This window comes from Qipengyuania sphaerica (assembly GCF_019711595.1).
GTDB classification, from domain to species: Bacteria; Pseudomonadota; Alphaproteobacteria; order Sphingomonadales; family Sphingomonadaceae; genus Qipengyuania; species Qipengyuania sphaerica.
Genome location: NZ_JAIGNR010000004.1, coordinates 1 through 18,054, shown reverse-complemented (window position 1 = coordinate 18,054; position 18,054 = coordinate 1). Strand labels below are relative to the sequence as shown.

15 protein-coding genes and 1 riboswitch are annotated in these 18,054 nt (G+C 63.5%); of the genes, 4 read left to right on the top strand and 11 right to left on the bottom strand.

Translation table 11 applies throughout. The annotated features are described in order from the left end of the window. Positions 1-31: 31 nt before the first annotated feature. The 7 genes from lpdA to K3178_RS11980 all read right to left on the bottom strand — a co-directional run bounded on the left by lpdA (position 32) and on the right by K3178_RS11980 (position 8,332). Positions 32-1,441: a dihydrolipoyl dehydrogenase gene (gene lpdA / locus K3178_RS12010; RefSeq protein WP_221571686.1), complete on the bottom strand. Its 1,410-nt coding sequence runs from the start codon at positions 1,439-1,441 to the stop codon at positions 32-34. 10 nt (positions 1,442-1,451) lie between these two features. Next, the gene (odhB, locus tag K3178_RS12005; RefSeq protein WP_221571685.1) at positions 1,452-2,690 is read right to left on the bottom strand and encodes a 2-oxoglutarate dehydrogenase complex dihydrolipoyllysine-residue succinyltransferase; all 1,239 of its coding nucleotides are present in this window, start codon (positions 2,688-2,690) and stop codon (positions 1,452-1,454) included. A 29-nt stretch (positions 2,691-2,719) separates the two neighbouring features. Continuing rightward, positions 2,720-5,554: a 2-oxoglutarate dehydrogenase E1 component gene (locus K3178_RS12000; RefSeq protein ID WP_221571684.1), complete on the bottom strand. Its 2,835-nt coding sequence runs from the start codon at positions 5,552-5,554 to the stop codon at positions 2,720-2,722. 33 nt (positions 5,555-5,587) lie between these two features. Continuing rightward, positions 5,588-6,478, bottom strand: a complete 891-nt coding sequence (gene sucD, locus K3178_RS11995) for a succinate--CoA ligase subunit alpha (RefSeq protein WP_221571683.1) — start codon at positions 6,476-6,478, stop codon at positions 5,588-5,590. A gap of 27 nt (positions 6,479-6,505) precedes the next feature. Continuing rightward, on the bottom strand, positions 6,506-6,745 hold the full coding sequence (locus K3178_RS11990; RefSeq protein ID WP_221571682.1) for a hypothetical protein: 240 nt from the start codon (positions 6,743-6,745) through the stop codon (positions 6,506-6,508). Then, positions 6,745-7,707 carry a malate dehydrogenase gene (mdh, locus tag K3178_RS11985; protein ID WP_221571681.1) on the bottom strand — a complete coding sequence of 321 codons (963 nt, stop codon included), beginning with the start codon at positions 7,705-7,707 and terminating at the stop codon, positions 6,745-6,747. Before mdh ends, K3178_RS11990 begins: the two co-directional genes overlap by 1 nt. Positions 7,708-7,999: 292 nt before the next feature. Continuing rightward, on the bottom strand, positions 8,000-8,332 hold the full coding sequence (locus K3178_RS11980) for a hypothetical protein (RefSeq protein WP_221571680.1): 333 nt from the start codon (positions 8,330-8,332) through the stop codon (positions 8,000-8,002). 167 nt (positions 8,333-8,499) lie between these two features. After that, positions 8,500-8,683: riboswitch (cobalamin riboswitch) on the top strand. 90 nt (positions 8,684-8,773) lie between these two features. On the opposite strand from K3178_RS11980, the gene K3178_RS11975 reads away from it, so the two are divergent. From K3178_RS11975 to K3178_RS11960, 4 genes are read left to right on the top strand one after another with little or no spacing between them, the layout of a single operon-like run. Then, a complete protein-coding gene (locus tag K3178_RS11975) occupies positions 8,774-10,720 on the top strand; it encodes a TonB-dependent receptor plug domain-containing protein (protein WP_345719899.1) in 1,947 nt (648 codons plus the stop codon). Further along, complete coding sequence (locus K3178_RS11970) at positions 10,717-11,523, top strand: ABC transporter substrate-binding protein (RefSeq protein ID WP_221571679.1); 807 nt, start codon at positions 10,717-10,719, stop codon at positions 11,521-11,523. The genes K3178_RS11975 and K3178_RS11970 overlap by 4 nt, the downstream gene beginning before the upstream one ends. After that, the gene (locus tag K3178_RS11965) at positions 11,520-12,473 is read left to right on the top strand and encodes a FecCD family ABC transporter permease (RefSeq protein WP_221571678.1); all 954 of its coding nucleotides are present in this window, start codon (positions 11,520-11,522) and stop codon (positions 12,471-12,473) included. The genes K3178_RS11970 and K3178_RS11965 overlap by 4 nt, the downstream gene beginning before the upstream one ends. Further along, entirely contained in the window at positions 12,470-13,192 is a 723-nt protein-coding gene (locus K3178_RS11960; RefSeq protein WP_221571677.1) for an ABC transporter ATP-binding protein, read from the top strand. Before K3178_RS11965 ends, K3178_RS11960 begins: the two co-directional genes overlap by 4 nt. A 25-nt stretch (positions 13,193-13,217) precedes the next feature. Here K3178_RS11960 and K3178_RS11955 read toward each other — a convergent pair whose 3' ends face one another. The 4 genes from K3178_RS11955 to K3178_RS11940 form a co-directional block, all read right to left on the bottom strand. Further along, positions 13,218-15,470 carry a M3 family metallopeptidase gene (locus K3178_RS11955; RefSeq protein WP_221571676.1) on the bottom strand — a complete coding sequence of 751 codons (2,253 nt, stop codon included), beginning with the start codon at positions 15,468-15,470 and terminating at the stop codon, positions 13,218-13,220. A 158-nt stretch (positions 15,471-15,628) separates the two neighbouring features. Then, on the bottom strand, positions 15,629-16,270 hold the full coding sequence (locus K3178_RS11950; RefSeq protein ID WP_221571675.1) for a hypothetical protein: 642 nt from the start codon (positions 16,268-16,270) through the stop codon (positions 15,629-15,631). After that, positions 16,267-16,806 carry an RNA 2',3'-cyclic phosphodiesterase gene (thpR, locus tag K3178_RS11945; protein WP_221571674.1) on the bottom strand — a complete coding sequence of 180 codons (540 nt, stop codon included), beginning with the start codon at positions 16,804-16,806 and terminating at the stop codon, positions 16,267-16,269. The genes K3178_RS11950 and thpR overlap by 4 nt, the downstream gene beginning before the upstream one ends. A 107-nt stretch (positions 16,807-16,913) precedes the next feature. Next, positions 16,914-17,735, bottom strand: a complete 822-nt coding sequence (locus K3178_RS11940; RefSeq protein ID WP_247713767.1) for a lysozyme — start codon at positions 17,733-17,735, stop codon at positions 16,914-16,916. Positions 17,736-18,054: the final 319 nt, after the last annotated feature.

Genomic DNA, 18,054 nt, shown 5'->3' with positions numbered 1-18,054 from the left:
GGTTCGCGAGAGAGTGGCCTGTCCCATGCTGTCAGATGTGGATCGGCTTGCCCTGGACTGCCATTGCCGCTTCCTTGATCGCTTCGGAATGCGTCGGGTGGGCGTGGCAGGTGTAGGCGATGTCTTCGGATGTAGCACCGAATTCCATCGCCTGTGCGGCCTGCGCGATCATCGTACCGGCAACGCTGGCAATCGCCCACACGCCGAGCACGCGGTCGCTTTCCGCTTCGGCGATGACCTTCACGAAGCCGTCGGGCTCGTGATTGGTCTTGGCTCGGCTGTTGGCCATCATCGGGAACTTGCCGACCTTGACCTTGTCCTTGCCGCCCAGCTTCTCGATCGCCTCTTCCTGCGTCAGGCCTACGCCTGCGAATTCGGGCCAGGTGTAAACGACGCCCGGGATGATGTCGTGGTTCACGATGCCGGTCTGGCCCGCGATGTTCTCGGCGCAGGCGATGCCTTCATCCTCGGCCTTGTGAGCGAGCATCGGGCCGGGGACGACGTCGCCGATGGCCCAGACGCCGTCGACGGCGGTGCGGAAATCGTGATCGGTTTCGATCTGGCCGCGCTTGTTCACTTCGAGACCGATGTTTTCGAGGCCGAGGCCGTCGGTATTCGGCTTGCGGCCGATCGACACCAGCACGCAATCGGCTTCCAGCTCCTCGCTGTCGCCGCCTGCGCTGGGCTCGAGTGTCAGAGTGGCTTTCTTGCCCTTGACGGTGCAACCGGTGACCTTGGTCGACAGGCGCAATTCCATGCCCTGCTTCTTGAAGATCTTGGCCGCTTCCTTGCGGACATCGTCGTCCATGCCGGGCAGCAGCTTGTCGAGATATTCGACCACGATGACTTCCGCGCCGAGGCGACGCCAGACCGAACCAAGTTCCAGCCCGATGACACCGCCGCCGATGACGACCATCTTTTTCGGCACGGCGGGCAGTTCGAGCGCGCCAGTGGAATCGACCACCACATGCTTGTCGTTGCCGACCTCGACACCCGGCAGCGGAGTGACCGAGGAGCCGGTGGCGATAATCACGTTCTTCGCGGTGACCGTCTCGTCGCCGACCTTGACTGTATGCGCATCCTGGAAAGTGGCGTGGCCCTTCTTCCAGTCGACCTTGTTCTTCTTGAAAAGGAATTCGATGCCGCCCGTCAGGCCCTTAACCGCATCGCGGCGCTGGGCGTGCATCTTGTCGAGGTTGAGTTTGGGAGCGACCTCGATGCCCATGTCGGCCATCGCGCCATTGCTGGCAGCATCGAAATACTCGGATGCGTGCAGCATCGCCTTCGACGGAATGCAGCCTACGTTGAGGCAGGTCCCGCCCAGCGTCTCGCGGCTTTCGGCACAGGCTGTCTTCAGGCCCAGTTGCGCAGCGCGGATCGCGGCAACATAGCCACCCGGGCCAGCGCCGATGACGAGGACGTCGTAGTCGTATTCAGCCATGTGTCTTTCCTCAGAGGTCGATCAGCATCCGGGTCGGATCTTCGATCGCTTCCTTGATGATCTTCAGTGCGGTGACCGCCTCGCGGCCGTCGATCAGGCGATGGTCGTAGGACAGGGCGATATACATCATCGGGCGGATGACGATTTCGCCGTTCACGACGACCGGGCGGTCCTCGATGCGGTGGAGGCCGAGGACAGCGCTCTGCGGCGGGTTGATGATCGGGGTCGACATCAGCGATCCAAACACGCCGCCGTTGGATATGGTGAAGGTGCCGCCCTTCATGTCTTCCATCGTCAGCGTGCCTTCCTTGGCGCGCTTGCCGAAGTCGGCGATGTCCTTCTCGATGCGGGCGAAGCCCTTGTCCTGCGCGTCGCGGATGACGGGGACCACGAGGCCGTTGGGTGCCGACACGGCGACTGAGATATCGACGTAATCGTGATAGACGATCTCGTCGCCCTCGATATAGGCGTTGACCGCGGGCACATCTTTCAGCGCGAGGCAGGCGGCCTTGGCGAAGAAGCCCATGAAGCCCAAGCGGATGTCGTGCTTCTTCGCGAAGAGGTCCTTGTACTTCGCGCGCGCTTCCATGACCGCGCTCATGTCCACATCGTTGAAGGTGGTGAGCAGCGCAGCATTGTCCTGCGCACCCTTGAGGCGCTTGGCGATGGTCTGGCGCATACGCGTCATCTTGACGCGTTCCTCGCGGCGCTCGCCGGTAGCGGCGGGAGCCGGGGCAGGGGCGGGAGCCGAAGCTGCCGGAGCCGGTGCAGGATCGCCCTTGGCCTTGGCGGCGGCGATCACGTCTTCCTTGGTCAGGCGGCCATCCTTGCCGGTGCCCTTGATGGTCGAAGGGTCGACCCCATGTTCGAGCACGGCGCGGCGGACGGCGGGCGAAAGGGTCTGCGAGGCGTCCGAACCGACCGCTTCCTTGGCCTGTGCAGGAGCAGCCTTTTCGACACCAGAATCGGGTGCAGCGGCCTTGGGTTCGCTCGAAGGGGCAGCGCCGGCGCCACCTTCCTCGACTATCGCGAGGACCGCGCCGACTTCGACCGTATCGCCCACGGCGACCTTGAATTCCTTGATTACGCCGGCGACAGGCGAGGGCGCTTCGACCGCGACCTTGTCGGTTTCGAGACTGACGATCGGTTCGTCCACAGCGACGCTATCGCCGACATTCTTCAGCAGTTCGCCGATGGAGGCTTCGGTAACGCTCTCGCCGAGCGTGGGGACTTTGACTTCGGTGGCCATCTTTATGGGTTTCCTTCTGGAGGCCTGAATCAGGTGCAATTGCCGGTAGCAGCGGAAATGTCGCCGCCGTTGAGGCCGAGAGCGATGTTCACCAGCGCTTCCTGCTGGACCTGGTGGCGGCTGGCGAAGCCGGTGGCGGGCGATGCCGCAACCTCGCGGCCTGCGTAGCAAGGGCGCATGCCGTCCTTGCCCGCCTTGGTCGCCGCTTCCTCGATCAGCCGGTCGACGAAGAACCATGCGCCGTTGTTCTTCGGCTCTTCTTGGCACCAGACGATCGTTTCGAGGTTGGTCATCCGCTCGAGGCGAACGGCCAGCGGTTCGCCCGGGAAGGGATAGAGCTGCTCGATACGGACGATCGAGACGTCCTCGAGCCCCGCCTCGTCGCGGCGCTGCATGAGGTCGTAGGCGACCTTGCCGCTACACAGCACGAGGCGCTTGACCTTGTTGTCGTCGATGTCCGTCATGTCCGACTTGATGCGCATGAAGTGATGCTCGCCCATGAACTCCTCCGCGCTCGATTTCGCCAGCGGATGGCGGAGCAGCGACTTGGGGGTCATGATGACCATCGGCTTGCGGAACGGACGCAGCATCTGGCGGCGCAGGGCATGGAAATAGTTCGCCGGGGTGGTGATGTTCATCACCTGGATGTTGTCGTTGGCGCACAGCTGCAGGAAGCGTTCGAGACGCGCCGAGCTGTGTTCCGGACCCTGGCCCTCGTAACCATGCGGCAGCAGCAGAACGAGACCGTTTGCGCGCAGCCATTTGACTTCGCCTGCCGCAATAAACTGGTCGATCATGATCTGCGCGCCATTGGCGAAATCGCCGAACTGCGCTTCCCACATCACCAGGCTCTTGGGGTCCGCCATGGCGAAACCGTATTCGAAGCCGAGCACGCCGTATTCGGACAGCGGGCTGTCGTAGACTTCGAACTTGCCGTGCGGCAGCGTGCAGAGCGGTATGTACTTGCGCTCGTCCTTCTGGTCGATCCAGACGGCATGGCGCTGGCTGAAAGTGCCGCGACCGGAGTCCTGGCCCGAAAGGCGCACGCCGAAGCCTTCGGTGACGAGGCTGCCGAATGCCAGCGCTTCGCCGGTCGCCCAGTCGAAGCCTTCGCCGCTGGCGAACATCTCGCGCTTGGCATCGAGCACGCGGCCGAGCGTCTTGTGGATCGTCACGTCGTCCGGGACGGTGGTCAGCGTGCGGCCGAGACTGTCGAACAGCTTCTTGTCGAGCGCGGTTTCCACGTTGCGACGCGCGGTTTCCGGATCGGCCGGCTTGTTCATGCCCGCCCAGCGACCGCCGAACCAGTCGGCTTCGTTGGGCTTGTAATCCTTGGCGGCGGCGAATTCCTGCTCGAGATGCTCGTTGAACTCGTTGCACAGACCATCGGCATAGGCCTGGTCGATCACGCCTTCCTCGACGAGACGCTTGGTGTAGATCTCACTTACCTTGGGATGCGCGCGGATCGCATCATACATCAGTGGCTGGGTGAATTTCGGTTCGTCGCCCTCGTTATGGCCGAAGCGGCGATAGCACCACATGTCGATCACAATATCGCGGCCGAACTTCTGGCGGTATTCGATGGCGAGCTTGCAGGCGAAAGTCACTGCTTCCGGATCGTCGCCATTGACGTGGAGGATCGGCGCCTGGACGCCCTTGGCCACATCGCTGGGGTAGGGGCTTGAACGCGCGAACTGGGGCGAGGTCGTGAAGCCGATCTGGTTGTTGATCACGAAGTGCAGGCAGCCGCCGGTGTTGTAGCCGCGCACGCCCGAGAAGCCGAGGCATTCCCAGACGATACCCTGGCCCGCAAAGGCTGCGTCGCCGTGGAGCAGCACGGGCAGGACCTGCTCGTGCTTGCGAAGATCGTCGCGGATCGCCTGCTGGGCGCGGGTCTTGCCGAGCACGACAGGATTCACTGCCTCGAGGTGCGAGGGGTTCGGCACAAGGCTCATGTGCACGTCGATGCCGTCGAAGGTACGGTCGGTGCTGGTGCCGAGGTGGTACTTCACATCGCCCGAACCGCCGACATCGTCGGGGTTAGCGCTGCCGCCCGAGAACTCGTGGAAGATGACCTTGTAGGGCTTGCCCATGACGTTGGCGAGCACGTTCAGCCGGCCGCGGTGGGCCATGCCGTAGATGATCTCGCGCACGCCGAGCTGGCCGCCATATTTGATGACTGCTTCAAGCGCCGGGATCATGGACTCGCCGCCATCGAGGCCGAAGCGCTTGGTTCCGACGTATTTCTTGCCGAGGAACTTCTCGTATTGCTCGCCGCGGATCACGGCGGCGAGGATGGCGCGCTTGCCTTCCTCGGTGAACTGGATCGTGTCCTCGGGCGTCTCGAACTGGTCCTGGAGGAAGCGGCGTTCCTCCGTGTCCGAGATATGCATGTATTCGAGGCCGACCTTGCCGCAATAGGTCTCGCGCAGCACGCGGTAGAGCTCGCCCACGGTGACCCATTCGAAGCCGAACACGCCGCCGACATAGACCTCGCGGTCTTCCTGTCCGGCCAGCTTGTGCCATTCGAGCGTCAGGTCTTCGGGCACGTCGCGATGCGAGAGGCCCAGCGGGTCGAGATCGGCCGCAAGGTGCCCGCGGACGCGATAGAGACGCACCAGCAGCATCGCGCGGATGCTGTCGTCGGCGGCCTGCTCGATCGCCTTGGGATCGAGGGCCTTGCCCGCCTTTTCCGCCGCCTGTGCGACGGCGATACGCATCTGCGTGGGGTCGAGCGCCGCGGTCAAATCCGCGCCGCTATCAACCACATCCGCAAGCCAGCGGGGATTGCCCCAGCTGGGGCCTTGTTGCGGCCCCTCCTGGTCGCCCATTTCAGGCAGGAAGTTCTGGCTCTCGTTACCCATTTTCAGTCCTCATGGAGAGGGAGCGTTCGGCGGTTACGCCAGTTCCTTCAGCATCGCATCAAGCGTCGTGCCGAGTTCGGAAGGCGACGGGCTGACGCGGATGCCCGCATCTTCCATCGCCGCGATCTTGTCGTCCGCGCCGCCCTGGCCGCCCGAGACGATCGCACCGGCATGGCCCATGCGGCGGCCCGGAGGCGCCGTGCGGCCCGCGATGAAGCCGACCATCGGCTTGCTGCGGCCCTTGGCGGCCTGTTCCTTGATGAAGGCAGCGGCTTCTTCTTCCGCGCTGCCGCCGATTTCGCCGATCATGATGATTGACTTGGTCTCGTCGTCGTCGAGGAAGAGGTCGAGCACGTCGATGAAGTTGGTGCCGTTGACCGGATCGCCGCCGATGCCGACCGCGGTGGTCTGGCCGAGGCCGACCATGGTGGTCTGGTGGACGGCTTCATAGGTCAGCGTGCCCGAGCGCGAGACCACGCCGACGCTGCCCTTCTTGAAGATGGAGCCGGGCATGATGCCGATCTTGCACTCTTCGGGGGTCAGCACGCCGGGGCAGTTCGGGCCGATCAGGCGCGACTTCGAACCGGTCAGCGCAGCCTTCACCTTGACCATGTCGAGCACCGGAATACCCTCGGTGATGGCGACGATCAGTTCCATCTCGGCATCAATCGCCTCGAGGATGGCGTCGGCCGCGAACGGCGGCGGCACGTAGATGCATGAGGCAGTCGCGCCGGTCTCGGCCTTGGCCTCGCGCACGGTGTTGAATTGCGGCAGGCCGATATGGTCGGTGCCGCCTTTGCCCGGGGTCACACCCGCAACCATCTGCGTCCCGTAATCGAGCGCCTGCTGCGTGTGGAAGGTACCGGTGTTGCCGGTCATCCCCTGGGTGATGACCTTGGTGTTCTTGTCTACGAGGATGGACATTAGAGGCTCCCGGAATTTATCGATTTCTTAGACGTGGGTAGACGACAGGTAGCCGCCCAAGATGGATGATGCGAGCATCGGCAATCCGCTAAGGGCGGTGTCGATTTCCCACTGACTGCGGCTGAGACCGACGATGGCAAAAAGCGCGGCCACAATGGCCATTGGGATGATGACGAGTAGCGAAAGTAGGGGGTGGACCAACCCAAGTAGGTAAGCGCCCGCTGCCGGAGCAACGAGCACACCCAGTACAAGGGTAAGCCCCTTCATTACTTCAGGCTCTCGTCGAGGCCCTTGCAGGCCTCGAGCAGTTCCTCGACCGCATCTGTCGAGACCTTGAGGTTGCTCTTTTCCTCGTCCGAGAGCTCGATCTCGATCACTTCCTCGGTGCCGCCCGCGCCAATCATGGTGGGCACGCCGACATAGAGGCCGTCGAGGCCGTACTTGCCTTCGACATAGCTGGCACACGGCAAGATGCGCTTCTGGTCGCCTAGGTAAGCTTCGGCCATCGCGATCGCGCTGGTGGCGGGGGCGTAATAGGCCGAGCCATTGCCGAGCAGGCCGACGATCTCGCCGCCGCCCTTGCGGGTGCGGTCGACGATTTCATCGATGCGGCTTTCCGAAACGCCCTTGATCTTGGCGAAGTCGTTGACCGGGATACCGTTGATCGTGGTGTAGCTGGTGACCGGGACCATGGTGTCGCCGTGGCCGCCGAGGACGAAGGCATTCACGTCCTTCACCGAGACGTCGAATTCCCAGGCGAGGAAGGTGGCGAAGCGCGCGCTGTCGAGCACGCCGGCCATGCCGACGACCTTGTTGTGCGGCAGGCCGCTGAATTCGCGCAGCGCCCAGACCATCGCGTCGAGCGGGTTGGTGATGCAGATCACGAATGCGTCGGGACAGTTGTTCTTGATGCCTTCGCCGACCGACTTCATCACCTTGAGGTTGATGCCAAGCAGGTCGTCGCGGCTCATGCCGGGCTTGCGGGGCATGCCGGCGGTGACGATGACCACGTCCGCACCCGCGATATCGGCGTAGTCGTTCGAACCCTTGATGTTGCAGTCGAAGCCTTCGATCGGGCCGCACTGCGACAGATCGAGAGCCTTGCCCTGCGGCATGCCCTCGGCGATGTCGAACAGGACGATGTCGCCCATTTCCTTTTTCGCGGCGAGGTGGGCGAGCGTGCCGCCGATCATGCCGGAACCGATAAGCGCGATCTTCTTGCGTGCCATAGGGATTGAACGTCCTTCGAACAGCGCGGGACCGAATGTCTGCCCGTTATGGCGCGCGGCATGTCCCGCGTGGGTGCGCGCGCCCGGTGTTACGAGGGGCGACCTAGGCTTGGGAGAAGGTGATTGCAACAGTCAAAAGGTCGCAGAGACGAACTATCTTTGCAAATAGTTCGCAATAGCAATAGGGCTATGTTTCCGCACGTTTACCGCATAGACGAACGGGCGCGCATGGGAGTTCCACGCGCGCCCGTCCGGGCTCAGCTTTTCCGGGCTGACTGCCCGCAATCGAGGATCAGCCGATCAGGCGATCCTCGGCAGGGCGGCGAGCCGCCTCGAAACGTGCCGCTGCCCCGGCATCGAGTTCGCGGCAAATGCCCAGCCAGTAGCGGTAATCTTCCTCGTGCGAGGCAGTTGCCGCCAGCGTGGCATTATCGAGCGCGACCGGCACCGCGCGTAGACCGTGTTCAGCGAAATGGCGCAAAGCGCTCTCGGTATTCTCGCTCATGATCCCCGTTCCTTCCGATCTGTCATGATCGTTGGCGACCGGGCCGATCTCCGCACGTGAGAGGATTTTGGCTATCGGCGAGCGCGCGGCTCTACGCGCTGCGGCGAAACGTACGGACATCGGCTCGGGCTCCCCATGTACTTTGCCGGTCCCGACTCTTGTCGTTGGTGACCAGCGTTCCGGCTCATTGACTATTGTTATAGGGGGAGGGCGCTAAACAAGCGTTCCGCATCGTGCTTGCAATTGAGTTAAAATGTTGCCGAGGGCTTTGCGAAAGCTTCACCATCATCTATTGGCGTCGCATTGGTACGGGTCAAGGGAACGCGGTTGGATGCCGCGGCTGCCCCCGCAACTGTAACCGGTGAGGCGCGCTCCGATGTGCCACTGCCCCGAGCTTGATCTAGGGGTGGGAAGGCGGGGCGGGCTGCAAGAACCGGGAGCCAGGAGACCTGCCTGTACCAGTCGTTCGGCCGCGGGCGGGGTGTACCGATGGCATACGGGGAAGAGGCAATCCCGCCTCCTTCCGTCATGAACGGCAGTTGCGTTCATGATGGAGGTTTCGTGTACAAATACCTGTTTTTCCTTTCGGCTTCGGCTCTGGCCGTTCCTGCCATGGCGCAGGATTCGACCGAAGATGCGCTGGCTGACATCATTGCCGCGCAGGATGAGCAAATCGAGGAGGACGCCGGGCCGGAGGCTACGGGCGCGATCATTCTTCCTGGCATTCGTGCCCAGACGATAACGGTCACCGCAAATGGCCTCGGGACCGATATCCGCAACACCGGGCAGGCGGTAACTGTCCTGCAAAGCGATGAAATCGAAAACGTCCAGGGGGCCGATCCAACCCGCGCCCTGCGCCGTACACCCGGCCTTTCGCTGTCTCGCAATGGCGGAACCGGCGGCTTTACCGGCGTGAATATCCGCGGCGCCAATGCCGAGCAGGTGCTTGTGCTTGTCGACGGCGTGCGCGTGTCGGACCCGGCATCGCCCGCAGGCGGTTTCGACTTCGGCAATCTCCTCACCGGCACGATGGGCAAGTTCGACATACTGCGCGGTTCGAACAGCACCATCTGGGGATCGGACGCGGTCGGCGGGGTGATCGACATCTCTACCCGCGCCGAGACGGGCATGCGCGGCAGCGTGGAATACGGAGCACGCGATACCCTCTTCGCCAGCGTTGGGGCGGGTGTGGACGATGACGGTGTCTACTATGGCCTCACCGGCTCGTGGTTCTCGACCGACGGCTTTTCTGCTGCTGCAAGCGGCACCGAACCCGACGGTTTCCGGCAGTTTGCGCTCGGCATGGTCACATTCGTCGACCTGACCGACCGGCTCGAAGCCTTCGCCCACGCCAATTTCAGCGAGGGCGACCTCGAGATCGACGGCTTCTCCATCTCGCCGCCTTACGGCCTCGTCGACAGCGACGACACGCAAAAGACCACACGCCATTGGGGCGATATCGGCCTCGCCTGGTATGGAAACGACCTCACGCTGCGCGCCAGCTACAGCCTTGCCGATACCGAGCGCGTAAACCGAAATGGCGCAGGCGCCGAGACTTTCGTCAGCGACGGCCATTCCGAGCGCCTTGCCTTGCGCGGCGAATACCGCCTGCTCGGCGGCCTAGTCGCGGCATTCGGCGGTGAGCACGAGTGGAGCGACTATGTCACCAGCTTCGACGCGCCCGCCGACACGAGCACCAGCGGGGCCTATGCGCAGCTCGGCTGGGTGCTGGGACCGCTCGCCGTCCATGTCGGCGGCCGAATAGACGACCACGAGGATTTCGGGACCGAAGCAACATTCGGCGGCGATCTCAGCTACCAGTTCCGCCGCGACTGGCGTGTGCGCGCGAGCCTTGGCGAAGGCTACAAGGCGCCCACGCTCTACCAGCTCTATTCAGACTACGGGAACGAGGCGCTTGTGCCCGAGCACAGCGCCAGCTTCGATCTCGGCATCGAGAGGGGGCAGCGCGGGAGCGGTTTGCACCTCGCGCTCACTGGCTTCCGCCGCGAGAGCGAGGATCTGATCGGCTACACCAGCTGCTTCAGCGCAAGCCCGCCCGCTCTGTGCGAGGATGGCCGCTTCGGTTTCTACGAGAACACCGGCCGCGCCCGCGCACAGGGGATCGAGGCGGAGGCAGGCTATGACCTGACCGATGGGCTCCGCCTTTCGGGCGTCTACAGCTTCGTCGATGCCGAAGATCGCGAGAGCGGCAATGACCTCGCTCGCCGTCCGCGCCATTTCGGCACGCTGTTCGCCGACTGGCAGAGCGATTTCGGGCTCGGCCTCGGCGCGGATTTGCGCATCGTGGGGTCGAGCTATGATGACAACGGCAATTTCACCCGCCTCGGCGGGTACGAAGTGCTCGACGTGCGGGCCACGCAGGAGGTGGGTGACCATCTCGAAGTCTTCGGCCGGATCGAGAATGTGCTCGATGCGGATTACCAGACGGTCGCGGGCTATGGCACGGCCGGAAGGGGCGTCTTCGCCGGGGTGAGGGCGCGGATGTGATCCGCCTGCTACCCCTCGCGGCCCTGCTGCTTGCAGGATGCGGGGCGGAGGGGGACCGCCGGGCCAGCGAGCGGCCTACCATCGTGAGCCTCAATCCCTGCACCGATGCAATCCTTGCCGAAATGGCTGCACCCGGCCAGTTGCTGGCCATCTCGCATTACAGCAAGGACCCCAGGGCCAGTTCGATGGATCCGGACGACGCCGCGCGTTTCGCGGCGACCGGGGGCACGGTCGAGGAAATCCTCGCGCTCGATCCGGATATAGTGGTGGCGAGCACATTCATCGCGCCTGCCACGCGATCTGCGCTCGAAGATCTCGGCCTACGGGTCGAGGCATTCGGCAATACGGCGAGCGTGGAGGATAGCCTGGAGCAGGTTCGCGCGCTGGCCGAAATGGCGGGCGACCGAGCAGCGGGCGAGACACTGGTGCGCGATATCGAGCAAGCCCTCGAACTCGCTCAAGGGTCGGGCACCCCACTCGAGGCTGCACTCTGGCAGCCGGGCGGCATCGTTCCGGGCGAAGCCTCGCTCGTCAGCGACCTGCTGCGGCGCACCGGATTTCGCAGCTACTCGGCAAGCCGAGGGATGGCGCAGGCGGATTATCTCTCTCTCGAGCAAGTCGTGGCCGATCCGCCGGAGGTCCTGCTGGTGGCGGGCGGCGAGACCGGCCAGCGCCATCCGGTGCTGGACGAGGTCGTGGGAATGCGCCGCGAGAGTTTCGATACGCGCCTCATCTATTGCGGCGGCCCGACGATCATCCGTGCCGCACGGCGCCTGGCCGATATCCGAAAGGATGCATCGTGAAACGCGCCTCGCTTGTCTTCGCGGGTCTCCTGCTGATCGCGCTACCGCTTTCGCTACTGGCCGGGCGCGTATGGATCGATCCCGCTGCAACACCGAATGCCGTTCTGATCCTCAGCGAACTGCGCCTGCCGCGCGCCATGCTGGCAATCATAGTGGGCGGCGGGTTGGGAGCGGCCGGGGCGGCCATGCAGGGCTACCTGCGTAATCCGCTCGCCGATCCGGGCCTGTTCGGGATTGCGCCCGGCGCGGCGCTGGGAGCGGTGGTCGCGCTGTGGTTCGGTTTTGCCGCCAGTGCATGGCTGCTGCCGCTTTTCGCGCTGATCGGCGCTGGCGGGGCGATGGCGCTACTCGCTGCAATAGCCGGACGTACCGGGGGCATCGCCCTGTTCACACTCGCGGGACTGATGGTGGCGAGCCTCGCAGGCGCTCTCACCGCTTTTGCCATCAGCATGGCGCCGAATGCCTTCGCGATGAGCGAGATCGTGCTTTGGCTCAACGGCGCGCTGACCGACCGCAGCTGGCGCGAAGTGTGGATCGCCGCGCCCCTGGTGGCATTAGGCGTTTTTCTGCTCTGGCGCACAGGGCGCTCGCTCGACGCTCTCACACTGGGCGAACCGGTCGCGCGTTCGCTTGGCATCGACAGTTCGCGACTGCTCTGGCTGCTCATCCTCGGCATCGGCCTGACGGTGGGCGCAAGCGTGGCGGTGGCTGGTATCATCGGCTTCGTCGGGCTGATTGTCCCGCACCTCGTGCGCCCGCTGACCGACCGGCGGCCGTCGCAACTGATCCTGCCGAGTGCTTTGGCAGGTGCGCTTCTGGTTCTCGTCGCGGATTCACTGGTGCGCATCCTGCCGCTGGTCACCGAACTCAGGCTCGGAATCGCGCTCAGCCTGCTTGGCGCGCCCTTCTTCCTCTGGCTGCTGCTGCGGATGCGTAGGGGGCTTGCATGATTCTCGAAGCGCAAGGCCTGTCGATTGCGGGACGTCTCGATGGCGTGACCTGTTCGCTGAGACCCGGCGATGTGACGGCGATCTGCGGGCCCAACGGGGCCGGCAAGTCATCGCTGCTGCTGGCGCTCGCCGGATTGCTCGATCGCGACGAGGGTTCGGTGGCTCTTGGCGGGACACTTCATGCCGGATTGGCCGACCGCGCCCGCCGCATCGGATACCTGCCGCAGGCGCCCGAAATCGCATGGGACGTGACCGTGCGCTCCATCGTCGAGCTGGGCCGCATACCCTGGCGAGACCAGGCGCGCGAGCCGGTCGATGCCGCGATCGAGGCGCTCGACCTTGCAGGGTATGAAGACCGCCGCGCCCAGGCCCTGTCGGGCGGCGAACAGGCGCGCGTGCTGCTTGCCCGCGTTCTCGCGGGGCAGCCCGACTGGATACTCGCCGACGAACCGCTCGCCGCGCTCGATCTTGCACACCAGAACGCGCTCATCCGCCACCTGCGCGCCGCAGCAGATCGCGGGACGGGCGTAGTTCTGGTGCTGCACGACCTTGCCATGGCGATGAACCATGCAGACCGGGTGCTGGTGCTGGAAGAGGGCAGAATGGTAGCTGACGGCGAACCCTTGGAAGCTCTCAGCGAAGACCGGATCTCGCGGACCTGGGGCGTAAATGCCCGCTGGGTCCACGAAAAAGGGGCCAGGGCGCTGATAGCGACCTGACCCCCAATTCGGACATCGAAATCCGTCAGTTTCCGGTGGTCGATCCCATGGCACCGCCATCGTCCGATACGCCGCTTTCTGCGGACGCATCGCCTGCTACGAGGCCAAGCGCCTGCAGCATCGGGGTCACATCCGGGCGACGACCGGCGAAGTTCTGGAACATGGTGAAATAGTCCATCGTCCCGCCGCGGCTGAGAACGGTGGCGCGGTAATGATCGCCATTTTCCCGCGTCAGCCCGCCATTGTCGCGGAACCACTTGCGGCTGTCATGGTCGAGCATCTGCGTCCACAGATAGCTGTAATAACCTGCCGAATAGCCCGTCGGGCTGCTGAAAATGTGATTGAAGTAGGTGCTGCGATAGCGCGGCGGCACGAGATCGACTTCCAGTCCGAGCTCCTCCAGCGCGTTGCGTTCAAAGGCATCGACCTTTTCCGGTGTATCGAGCGCGGCAGCCTCGGCAGGCGACAGAGCTGCCCACTTCATGTCGAGTAGCGCCGCTTCGAGCGTTTCGCCGAAGTCGTAGCCCTGGTTGAACTTGGAGGCAGCGTCGATCTTGTCGATCATCGCCTGCGGGATCGTCTCGCCCGTTTCGTAATGCTTGGCATAATTGCGCAGCACTTCGGGCCAGACCGCCCACATCTCGTGGACCTGGCTGGGATATTCCACGAAGTCGCGGGCCGTGTTCGTACCCGACAAGCTCTCGTAACGCTGGTCGGCGAAGAAGCCGTGCAGCGCGTGGCCGAACTCGTGGAAGATGGTCTCCACATTGTCATAGGTCGCCAGCTGCACCTCGCCTTCGGGAGCCTTGGTGATGTTGAGGACGTTGTAGATCACCGGCTTGGTGCCCCACAGCTTGGTCTGCTCGACCAGATTGCCCATCCATGCACCGCCACGTTTCGACGGGCGCTGGAAGGGGTCGAAATAGAACAGGCCAAGTTCGCTGCCGTCACGGTCGAACACGGTGTAGGTCCAGACATCGGGGTGCCAGGTCGGGATGTCGCTACGACGCTCGAAGGTCAGGCCGTAGAGCTTTTCGGCCATGTAGAAGACGCCGTCCTCCAGCACCTTGTCGAGCTGGAAATATTCCATCATCGCATCCTGGTCGAGCTCGTACTGCTCGGCCTTGATGCGGTTGGAATAGCGATACCAGTCCCACGGCTTGACCTCGAAGTCGAAGCCGTCGGCCCTGATTGCCTCGTTGAGGATCGCTGCTTCGCGGCGCTGCGTGGCGGCAAGCGGCGGGACCATCTGCTCCATGAAATCGAGCGCGGTCTTGGGCTTTTCGGCCATGCGGTCCCACATCGCGTAAGTCGCCCAATCCGGCGCCCCGAACAGCGCGGCCTTTTCGGCGCGGAGTTTGGCAATCTGCGCAATCAATGCGCGGGTGTCGATATCGGTCGTGCCGTCGGCGCGGTGATAGCTCGCCATGAACAGCTTTTCGCGTGCGGCGCGATTGCTCATGTTCGGAAGCAGCGGTTGCTGCGTGGTGTTTTGAAGGGCGAGGGCGAACTTGCCCGGCTGGCCGTTCTCGGCTGCACGATCGGCCGCGGCCTGGATATCGGCCTCCGACAGGCCTGCCAGTTCTTCGCGAGTGTCGAAGAAGACCGGCTGGTCGGCCATCGCGTTGGCGAATGCCTGGCCGGCTTCGGTGGTCAGGCGCGACAGTTCGCCGTTGATTGCCTTGACCCGATCACGCTGGGCGTCGGTCAGCAGCGCACCGGAATGCACCATGTCAGCGTAGGTGTCTTCGAGAAGCGCTGCGTCCTCCGGCGTCATCGTCATTGCCGCGCGGTTGTCATAGACAGCCTTCACGCGGGCGAAGAGAGCGGGGTCCAGATTGATCGAATCGTAATGCGCGGTCAGGGCCGGGCTGATCTCGGTATCGATTTCCTTCAGGCGGTCGTTGGTGTTGGAGCCGGTGTAGATTCCGAACACGGCGGAAACGCGCGAAAGCATCCGGCCCGACTTTTCCAGCGCGACGATCGTGTTCTCGAAAGTGGGCGCAGCCGGGTTGGCCTTGATTGCGGCCACTTCGGCCTTCTGGATTGCCATCGCCTGCTCGAACGCGGGCAGGTAGTCCTCGTCGGAAATCTCGCGGAAATCGGGCGTCTTGAACGGGAGCGTGCTCTCGGTGGCGAAATAGCCGGTGCCCTTGGGGATCGATACGGCGGCATCTACGGCGGCGTCGGCGATCGGGTCCATTTCTCCTCCGGGTGCGGTGGTGCAGGCAGAAAGAAGTGCGGCGGCGGCAGTGGTGGCCAGGATTTGGGCCTTCATGGTCTCTCCATTTTTCTTGCGAATGCGTATGGTTCCAACGCGCGAGGAGGCACATCGGTTGCAATTGCGACGACCTGCCCGAAGCGGATATAAAGGGGAAGGGCAAGTTCGCTGCCGCCCAACAGGCGATTTTGGTCTGCGAACTGCAGGAGCCGGTTCTAGTCGAGCCGGGTTCCCTCGCCGCGCTCCGCCTGCTCGCGGGCGGCAACAGCAGCTTCTGCTAGCGCCTGGCGATTGACGGTCATGACCCTCGGCTGGCCGCTATCGTCGACGACCAGCCACAGCGAACCCAGTTCGAAAAAGGCGCCCTGGTCCTTCTCGACGGTCATTTGCGAGAGGTCGAGCCGCTGGAGCATGTCCAGCATCCGTGCATCGAAGACCTCGTCGAACAACTCGTCGACCTGGTCTTCGGTCAGTTCGCGGCGCTCGCCCTCGTCTGTGATGTAGAGGAGGGGGATGCCGAGGTGTTCGAGCAGCCGCGCCTTGTTGCCGCTGCTCGCAGCTTCGCGAAGGGCGGATATGGCCGCCTCGAACTGGCTCGGGCTGGCCCCGGTTGCACAGGAAACGGCGCCGCCCTTGACCGCATCGTGTGCACGGTCGAATTCGATGTCGGGCTCTTCCTGTTCCGACCAGACCATCAGCAGGCAGTTATCCGCCGGATCGGGTGAGGATTCGGCTTCCACGGTCTGCAGCAGCCGCTGGCGCGCTGGGTCTTCCGCAGTCTGCTCGTTGGTAACCGGCGAACAGGCGACGGCCAGCGCACCGCAAAGCAGGAGGGGAAGGGGGCGAGGGTTCATCATGTCCTTGCGCAATAGGTAACAATCGGTTCGTAAAGCGAGCCTTGCTGCCGCAGAGTGCTCTCGTAGAGGATATAGTCCTCTACCTGCCATGGTCCAAGGTGCAGCCCCGCGTGGCGTGCAAGGAACGGGCCGACCGGACCAGCAGAGGAATTGAGCCGCGCCAGCGTGATGTGAGGGGTGAACTTGCGGGTCTCTGCCGGGATGCCGCAACGTTGGCACAGGCGCTCGATCTTCGCTTGCAGCCTCGTGAGCCCGGGTGAAGGGGCAACGCCTGCCCAGAGCGTCGTCGGGGTGGATTTGCGCTCGAAGATACCGGTGCTTGCGATCGTAAGCTCGAACGGATCGAAATCGAGCTTCGTGGCAGCCTCGGCAATGTCGTCTGCCGTGTGTGCATCCACTTCACCGATATAGCGCAGCGTCAGGTGAAGCTGGCCGTCGTCCTGCCAGCGCGCGTTGTCCACTTCCTGCATGATGTCGAGCAATGCTGCCCGGATGGGGCGGGGCGGCTTTATTCCGAAGAAAAGTCGGTGGGTCACTGGTCTGCCGTCCGATCGACGATGCAATGCGTTTGCGGTGGGATCGCTATTCGAGAAGATCGCGACACACGGCAGTCCAAGACGGAAGATCCTGCCGCGGCTCGTGCTTAGCCTATGGTGCTTCTAGCCTCGCGTGGATCCTCATAGGAAGCATCCATGAATATCTTGGCGCGGCGTTCGGAACGGAATTCGAGGCCACGGGCCACCTTGCCGGCAGCATGCGTATAGTCGAGCTCCTTCGCGATGCCATCGTAGTCGGCGGCCTTGATCGCCTCGTTGAGGCGCGGACTTTCACGTTCGGACACATTGCCGAGGCCAACGTTATATACGAGGTCGAGAAGAGCATCGAATTCGTGCTGGTGCAGCGGAAGATCGCCGACCAGTATCCGTACGCCGCGTTCGGCCGTCACGAGATCCTGCTCGAGGAAGTCGAGAACCTGCTCGTCGGATATGCGGTCGCCCACGCGCAGATTGTCGGCCGGGCGGACCAGATGGCCGACGCCCACCGTCGGATATCCGGCCACGTCGCGATAAACGGTGTAGCGAACGCCTTCTTCCTCGATCAGCGCCTGCTTGAACTCTTCGCTGGCCTTCAGGAGGTGGGCGGGTTTGCGGATATCATTGAGTTCGCTGACCTGCGTCGAAATCGGCGCGGACAGCTTGGCCTTGTCCTTTGCCACCGGAGGTCCGGTAAATGCCGCGAGGCCCATCGCACCCGTACCGAGCATGATGGACGCGCGCTTGCGCGTCGATAGCTTCGGCTTGACCTTGTACACCGATGCTGCGGCGCGGCGTGCGCGTTTGAGGTCGCGACGATGATTGCGATGCCTGCGGATGCGCGAGAGAAGGCCGAGCGCCTTCCTCTGTTCACCCGCATGCGGGGTGGAAGTCCATTTCTCGTCGTCGAGCGGGCGGTCCAATTCGGCCATGATGGCCTTGAGCCGGGCGCTCTGGATCGAATCTTTACTGGGCCGGGGGGCAGATTTCTGGCCTGCGGACGTCCCGATCCTTTCTTCTTGATTGTCTGGCATGGGTGCGATGTGCCTCGAATTTCGTAATCTTTGCATCCGGTTGTCAGGATTCTCCTGCTCCGGGCGGCCCAATCGTCGCGGAAGACGGTTTTCTTTCGCGGAAGGCCGTGTGTGCTTGGATAACGTTTCGGGACCATCATCGGGTCCACGCTTCACCGGATGTAGCGCACAGATGGCGGGCTGGCGAAGGGGGCGTATTACGCCGAAAAAACCGGCC